6 protein-coding genes and 1 pseudogene are annotated in these 7,093 nt (G+C 72.0%); 4 read left to right on the top strand and 3 right to left on the bottom strand.

Annotated elements, in window-relative coordinates; all coding sequences use genetic code 11:
- Window positions 1-319: 319 nt before the first annotated feature.
- Together ABT085_RS41625 and ABT085_RS41620 are read left to right on the top strand one after the other, a co-directional pair.
- Complete coding sequence (locus ABT085_RS41625; RefSeq protein ID WP_351620867.1) at window positions 320-541, top strand: hypothetical protein; 222 nt, start codon at window positions 320-322, stop codon at window positions 539-541.
- Window positions 542-854: 313 nt separating this feature from the next.
- Window positions 855-2,225 carry a GlnX family signal transduction membrane protein gene (locus ABT085_RS41620; protein ID WP_351620860.1) on the top strand — a complete coding sequence of 457 codons (1,371 nt, stop codon included), beginning with the start codon at window positions 855-857 and terminating at the stop codon, window positions 2,223-2,225.
- A 17-nt stretch (window positions 2,226-2,242) separates the two neighbouring features.
- Here the strand turns inward: ABT085_RS41620 and ABT085_RS41615 are convergent, their stop codons facing one another.
- Entirely contained in the window at window positions 2,243-3,820 is a 1,578-nt protein-coding gene (locus ABT085_RS41615; RefSeq protein WP_351620857.1) for a Na+/H+ antiporter, read from the bottom strand.
- Window positions 3,821-4,068: 248 nt separating this feature from the next.
- On the opposite strand from ABT085_RS41615, the gene ABT085_RS41610 reads away from it, so the two are divergent.
- Complete coding sequence (locus ABT085_RS41610; protein WP_351620849.1) at window positions 4,069-6,558, top strand: ATP-binding protein; 2,490 nt, start codon at window positions 4,069-4,071, stop codon at window positions 6,556-6,558.
- A gap of 55 nt (window positions 6,559-6,613) precedes the next feature.
- Here the strand turns inward: ABT085_RS41610 and ABT085_RS41605 are convergent, their stop codons facing one another.
- A complete protein-coding gene (locus tag ABT085_RS41605) occupies window positions 6,614-6,829 on the bottom strand; it encodes a KUP/HAK/KT family potassium transporter (RefSeq protein ID WP_351620872.1) in 216 nt (71 codons plus the stop codon).
- A 2-nt stretch (window positions 6,830-6,831) separates the two neighbouring features.
- Window positions 6,832-6,975, bottom strand: a pseudogene (locus ABT085_RS41600) (transposase); the annotation flags it as partial.
- 27 nt (window positions 6,976-7,002) lie between these two features.
- Between ABT085_RS41600 and ABT085_RS41595 the strand changes: the two are divergent.
- Window positions 7,003-7,093: helix-turn-helix domain-containing protein (locus tag ABT085_RS41595; RefSeq protein WP_351620869.1), on the top strand; the 91-nt coding region annotated here is incomplete at its 3' end.

Below are 7,093 nucleotides of genomic sequence, written 5' to 3'. Positions count from 1 at the left end.
GCCCCTCCGAGGGGAGCTGGACATGCGGGTAGCACGAAGAAGGAGCCGCGCCGCAACTGATCACGGCGCCCCTCGGGTCCGGAAGGCGGCGTCGGGGGACGCCGGCGTCCGCAGGGGATGACATCGACGGGACGTGATGCCTGCGGGTCGCGTTCGCTTCCGGTCAGCGCGGTGCGCGACGGGACGGCCGAGCGGGACTCGGCGGCCGGTCGAGCAGGAGCCAGGCGCTGTTCACGTCGTCCATGGAAGCCGTCACGCAGCTGCCGGGCAAGCCGAAGTCGCCGTTTCTGACGGGGCTCTGACGGACGGATACGGGACCTTGACGACGCAGTCGGCCGGCCAGCCGGGCGCGGGGCAGCCGGCGGCCGGGTCGCGCACCGAGATCGACAGATCGTTCGCCGGGATCGTCGCCGCCCGCCTGCATCCGTACGACATCGAGGGCCTCCGCGTTCCGCGGCCGCTTCCCCGTGCGGAGGAGAACGGCCGACACGCGGACGGCTCGGGCGCCCGACGCCGTCAAGACGTCGTCAAACAAGGCTGAGGAACCATCAGGGGACCGTCAAGGTCCGCCGCCGTCGCCCGAGTCCGGTCGCAGACTGATCACCAACGGGGGACGGGCGACCGTCCGTGGTGGTGACGTTGGAGGGACCGTGACTCTCACGGCCGGATCAGCGCAGGGTCCTCGGACCAGGGAAGCAGCGCCGCCACGGAGTGACGTGGTCGCCCGCCCCGGGGGCAGCCCCGGACCGCGGGGACGAGGGCATTCGCGGACGGCCGGACCGGGTCCGGGGCTGCGGCCGGGGCGACGGGTCGAGGCGGCGCGGGCCGCTCTGCGCCGCCGCTACTGGGCATCCGTGCCCGCGCGGCTGCGTCTTCTGCGCGCTGCCTCGGTCCTGCTCGCCGCCGTCCTCGCCGCGCTGGTGCTCGTGGCCGGGCTGGCCGTGAACGGCACCTGGAACAGCGTGGCCGATCGCGACGCCCCTCGCACCACCAGCGCCGCCGGCCTCGACCTGGCGCTGAACGACATGGACGCCCAGGCCGCCAACATCCTGCTGTCGAGCGGTGACGCGGGAGAGGGGCGCCTGCAGACGCCGTACCTCAAGGGGGTCGCTTTCTACGGTGACGCCCGGCGCGACATCGGCCATGACCTGCGGACCCTTGCCGTCGCCGCGCAGGGCAGCACGGCCGACGAGAAGACAGTGGAGTCGCTGACCGACGATTTCGCGGAGTACCAGGAACTCATCGGCCGGGCTCTGGAGAACGACGGCCGACGCGGCGGGAAACCGGCCGCCCTCGCCGACTACCGCCGGGCGACGGACCTGTTGCGCACCCGACTGCTGCCTGCGGCCCGCACCTTGGTGGCCTCGAACAACTCGCACTTCGACACCGAGTACGCCTCGGCCCGCTCAGCCCTCTCCTCGCAGCTGATCGCCGCCCTCGCCGTCGGTCTACTCCTGCTGGCCGTGCTCGGCGTCCTGCAGTGGTACCTGGCCCGCACCTTCCGGCGCATCCTCAACCCGGGCCTGCTGGCCGCCACGGTGTGCACGCTGCTGGCGGTGATCCTCGGCGCGCAGTTGCTCTCCGGGTCCGCCGACCGTCTGCGGGTGGCCCGGCACGACGCCTTCGATTCCGTCGTCGCACTGGCGCGCGCCCGCGCCGTCGCCTCCGACGCCAACGCCGACGAGAGCCGATACCTGCTCGACCCGGAGCGCCGCGAGCAGTACGCGGACTCCTTCCTCGCCAAGTCGCAGGCGCTGTACGGCGTGAGAGGCGCGAGTCTGTCGACGTACGACGCGGAACTGGCCACCACTTGGCAGGCGTACCGGAGCGACCACCACGATCTGCGCTTCACCGGCGAGTTCCGCCGCGAGCTGGACAACATCACCTTTCCCGGTGAGCGGGCCGCGGCGGAGCGGACCGTGGAGACGTACGCCGTCTACGAGCGGGACGACCGGAGGATCCGAGCGCTGCTCGCGGCCGGCGAGGAACGCCAGGCGGTCGAGTTCTGCATGGACTGGCAGCCAGGTACCTCCAACGCACACTTCGAGGCGTGGACGGCCGCGCTGGACCGGCTGGCGGGCATCAACCGCGCCCACTTCGCCTCCTCCGTCGCCGAGGGACGCTCGGCGGTGCACAACGTGCTTCCGTGGGTGGGCGGGCTGTTGTGCGCGGCGATGCTGCTGGGCGGGTTGGGGCTGCGCCCGCGGCTGGCGGAGTTCCGCTGACCTGCCGTCGGCGCCGGTCAGACGTCGGCGAGCCGGGCTTCCTCCAGGTCGAGGGAGCGCTGGAGGCGCCGTCGGGTGGTGTCACTGATGTGGTGTGTGTCGTAGAGATGCTGGAGCTCCTGCGTCTCCACGGCGATCAGGTCACGGCGGAGCTGGCGGTAGACGAGGCCGGCGGACTCGGCGGCCGTACCGTCGGTGCCGTGGCCGGCCGCGAGACGGTCGCGGGTGTCGTCGAGCCGGGCGTTGAGCCCTCTGCGGAGCCGGTCCAGCACGACCTCGGGCACGACCTCCAGTTCCGCCAGTTCCTCCAGGCGGGCCAGGCCGGCGTGGGCGAGCCGGGAGCGGGCCTGGGCCTCCTCGCGCGCGGTGTGGGCCGGCTCCAGGGCGATGCCGGAGGCGCGCACGACCGGAGCCAGGGTGAAACCCTGGACGACGAGAGTGACGACCACGACCGAGGTGGTCAGGACCAGAACCAGCGGCCGGTCGGTGAGCGGCGTGCCGTTCCTCGCGACCTCGGGGATGGACAGGGCGGCTGCCAGCGGCATCACCCCACGGGTGCCCGCCCAGGTCAGCACCATGGGCAGACGCCAGTTCAGGCGGCCGATCCCACCCTTGCGGTGCACGACCGCCGACAGCGGCGCCAGCCACAGCAGCCGTACGGCGACGAGCGTGGCGGCGACGGCGAGGGCGTACAGCGGCCAGGATGAGTCGCCGTCGGCCAGCGCCCGCACCTCCCCCGGGAGAGCCAGCCCGATCAGGCTGAAGACCACACTCTCCAGCAGGAAGACGACCGTGCCGTACACGGCGTGCAGCTGGAGTCGGATGCGGGCGTTGGTGAGCCGGTCACCCCTGCCGCCGAGCACCACCCCGGCGACCACGCAGGAGGTCACCCCGGAGGTGTGCGCGACCTCCGCGAGCAGGTAGGCGGCGTAGGGGGTGACCAGGGCGATCACCGTCTCCAGCACCGGGTCCTCGGTGCGGCGCCGGATCAGGGTGATCACCGCGGCCACCGCAGCCCCGATCACTGTGCCGCCGCCCGCGAGCAGCACGAACTTGCCGCCCGCTGCGCCCCAGTCGGCGGACGCCGAGGCGATGGCGATGCCCGCCGCCACGCGGACCAGCACCAGGGAGGTGGCGTCGTTGAACAGGCTCTCCGCCTGCACCAGGACCTGCACCCTGGGTGGCAGGGCGAGCCTGCGGCCGAGCGCGGTCACCGCGACCGGGTCGGTGCTGGCCAGCACCGCGCCCAGCACACAGGCCATCTGCCAGGACAGCGGCGTGAGCCAGGCGGCGACCGCGGCGACGGCCGCCGCGGAGGCGAGCACCAGCCCTATCGCGAGCACGCCGACCGGTTTCCACACCGCGCGCAGCTCCCGCCAGGGCATGTCCTCGGCGCTCGCGTAGAGCAGGGGCGGAAGCACGACCAGGCCGATGATCTCGGGGCTGATCCGGATCGGCGGCGAACCCGGCAGCAGTGCCACCGCCAGACCGGCGACCACCAGCAGTGAAGGGGCGGGTATGCGCCAACGGCGCGCGAAGGTGGCGACCACCGTGGCGAGAACCACAAGGGCGAGAACCGTACCGACGCTGCGCATGCCGTCCCCCGGGAATGGGTGAAGGGGATTGCGGAAGCCGCTCCGGCCCCCGGCCGACCAGACTTCCCGGCACACCTGCCGTCACCCTACCGGGCCAGGGCCCCATCAAGGCACTGTCAATGTCTTCGCAGGCGCCGCCAAGGAGTCGCTAACAGCCATGCCGATCGTTCCGCGATGCGGCTTCCTTGAGAGCAGGAACCCCTCGCCACGCAGGGAGTCGGATCAGTGAGCGGAGAGCGTCGACGGCGATGAGTGACGTACGGCCTGGACGGCTGAAGGTCTACCTGGGTGCGGCCCCGGGGGTCGGCAAGACCTACCGGATGCTCGACGAGGGGCGGCGCCGTGCCGCACGAGGGGCGGACGTGGTGGTCGGGTTCGCGGAGTGCCACGGCCGCCGGCACACGGAGGCGATGCTCGACGGTCTGGAAGCCGTCGGCCGTCTGTCCTGCTCGTACCGCGGCGGTGCGTTCGAGGAGATGGACCTGGGCGCGGTCCTCGACCGGCGTCCCCAGGTGGCGATCGTGGACGAGTTCGCGCACAGCAACGTCCCCGGGGAGGGCCGCAACCCCAAACGCTGGCAGGACATCGAGACCCTGCTCGGCGCCGGTATCGACGTGATCACCGCGCTGAACATCCAGCACCTGGAGTCCCTCAACGACGTGGTCGAGAAGATCACCGGGGTGCCGCAGCACGAGACCGTGCCCGACGAGATCGTCCGCCGTGCCGCCCAGATCGAGCTGGTGGACATGCCGCCCGAAGGGCTGCGCCGGCGGATGGCGCACGGCAACATCTACACGCCGGAGAAGATCGACGCCGCCCTCGCCAACTACTTCCGCCCCGGCAACCTCACGGCCTTGCGCCAGCTGGCGCTGCTGTGGACGGCCGATCGGGTGGACGAGGCCCTGCAGGAATACCGCTCGCAGCACGGCATCGGGCGGGTGTGGGAGACCCGGGAGCGGGTCGTCGTCGCCCTGACCGGTGGCCCGGAGGGCGACACGCTGGTACGGAGGGCCGCCCGGATCGCCGACCGGTCCGCAGGCGGTGATCTGCTCGCCGTGCACGTGGCCCGCAGCGACGCCCTCGCGGCCGGTGTCTCGCACGCCTCGCTGGCCCGGCAGCGACGCCTCGTGGAGGACCTCGGCGGCAGCTACCACTCGGTGGTCGGCGACGACGTCGCCACCGCCCTGGTGGACTTCGCCCGCGCCGAGAACGCCACCCAACTGGTCCTCGGCACCAGCAGACGGGGGCGGCTGGCACGGTTTCTGACCGCGCCCGGCACCGGGGAGACGGTCACCGAGCTGTCCGGCGACATCGACGTGCACCGGGTCACCCATGAGCGGTCCGGGCGCGGCACCCTGCTCCCGTCCCGGCGGCGCACCCTGTCCACGGCCCGGCTCATCGCCGGTCCCGTTGCCGGACTGGTGCTGCCCGTACTGCTCACCCTCGCTCTCGCCCAGATGCGGGGCACGCTGAACCTGACCAGCGAAGCCCTGCTGTTCCTGCTCGCGGTGGTGGGCGTGGCCTGCATCGGCGGCGTGGCCTCGGCGGTCATCGCCTCCGTGACGGCGTCCCTGCTGCTCAACTACTGGTTCATCCCGCCCATCGGCGCCTTCACGCTGAGCGACCCGAACGCCCTGGTGGCTCTGGGGGTGTTCGTGGTGGTGGCGGCCGTCGTGGCCGCGGTGGTAGACCGGTCACTGCGGCTCTCGCGCCGCTCCGCCCGCACGACGGCCGAGGCGGAGACCATGTCGTCCCTGGCGGGCAGCATCGTGCGGGGCGAGGCGACCATTCCGGCCCTGCTGGAGCGCACCCGCGAAACCTTCGGCATGGAGTCGGCCGACCTGGTGGACGAGCCGCCCGACATGCCCGGCATGACGGTCGTTCCGGCCGGGCCCGGCGCCTGGCTCGCGCTGCGCGGTCGCACGCTGTCCTCGTCCGAACGGCGGGTGCTGGCCGCGTTCGCCGCGCACGTGGGTTCCGCCGTGGAGCGGTCCCGGCTGGCCGAGGCGGCCGCCGAGGTGGAGCCGGTGAAGGCCGCCGACCGGCTGCGCACGGCCCTGCTGCGGGCGGTCGGTCACGACCTGCGCACCCCGCTGGCCGCCGGCTGGGCGGCCGTCACATCCCTGCGCAGCCAGGACGTGGCCTTCTCCGAGGAGGACCGCGACGAGCTCCTCGCCACCGCCGACGAATCCATGGCCAAACTCAACCGCCTGGTCGAGAACCTCCTCGACCTCAGCCGGCTGGAGGCCGGCGTCCTGCCCCTCAGCCTGCGGGCCACCACCTTGGAGGAGGTGCTGCCCATGGCGCTGGCGGACGTGCCGGACGTCGAGGTGGCCGACCTCGAGGCGATCCCGGCAGTGCTGGCCGATCCGCCGCTGCTCGAGCGAGTGATCGCCAATCTCGCGGGGAACGCCGCCCGGCACACGCCACACGGCCGGAAAGTGCTGGTCACCGCCAGTGCGCTGGCGGGCCGGGTGGAACTGCGGGTGGTGGACCGTGGGCCCGGGCTGCCCGTCGACGGCCGGGAGCGGCTCTTCGAGCCCTTCCAGCGGCTCGGCGACACCGACAACACCACGGGACTCGGCCTCGGACTCGCCCTCGCACGGGGGCTGACCGAGGCGATGGACGGCGCCCTCAGCCCCGAGGACACCCCGGGCGGCGGCCTCACCATGGTGGTGTCGCTGCCGGTCGCCGTACACGCGAGGGAAGCCGCACCGACCGGACAGGGAAGTACGTGACGAGCGCGGTGCTCAGCACATGGCAGCCGTACGACGGCTGTGCGGCGACCGGCGTCTATACCTCGATCTGCGAGCCCATGATGACCGTGCGGTCACGGGGGAGGCCGAAGTACTCGGCGGCGTCCGCGGTGATGTAGGAGGTGGCGATGAACAGCCGTTTGCGCCAGGGTGCCATCGTCGGCGTCTTGCCCCGCCGGAGATCGATCTTCGACAGGAAGTACGACGCCTGCTCGAACTGCAGTGGCCCCTCGGTCCGGGCCGGCTCCAGCATGGACAGGGCACTGGGTACGTCTCTGCGCAGCGTGTCAGCATCTCGTCGTTGAACACCCCGCGCCGGTACTTCGTCACGAAGACCAAGTGCACATGCATCGCCGAAACAACGTGCCTGCCACGTCTATAGTCGTTCTGTACATCCATGAGGCCAATCGCAGTAGTGTCGCTTTCATGCAGCTTCGCTACAACTACCGGGCCTACCCGGATGCCGCCCAGCGCCGTGCGCTGGCCCAGGCGTTCGGGTGCGCGCGGGTGGTGTGGA

Source organism: Streptomyces sp. NPDC002265 (assembly GCF_040296125.1).
GTDB lineage: Bacteria > Actinomycetota > Actinomycetes > Streptomycetales > Streptomycetaceae > Streptomyces.
Note: the sequence above shows the minus strand (reverse complement) of the source record. Positions and strands in the feature narration are given on the sequence as shown.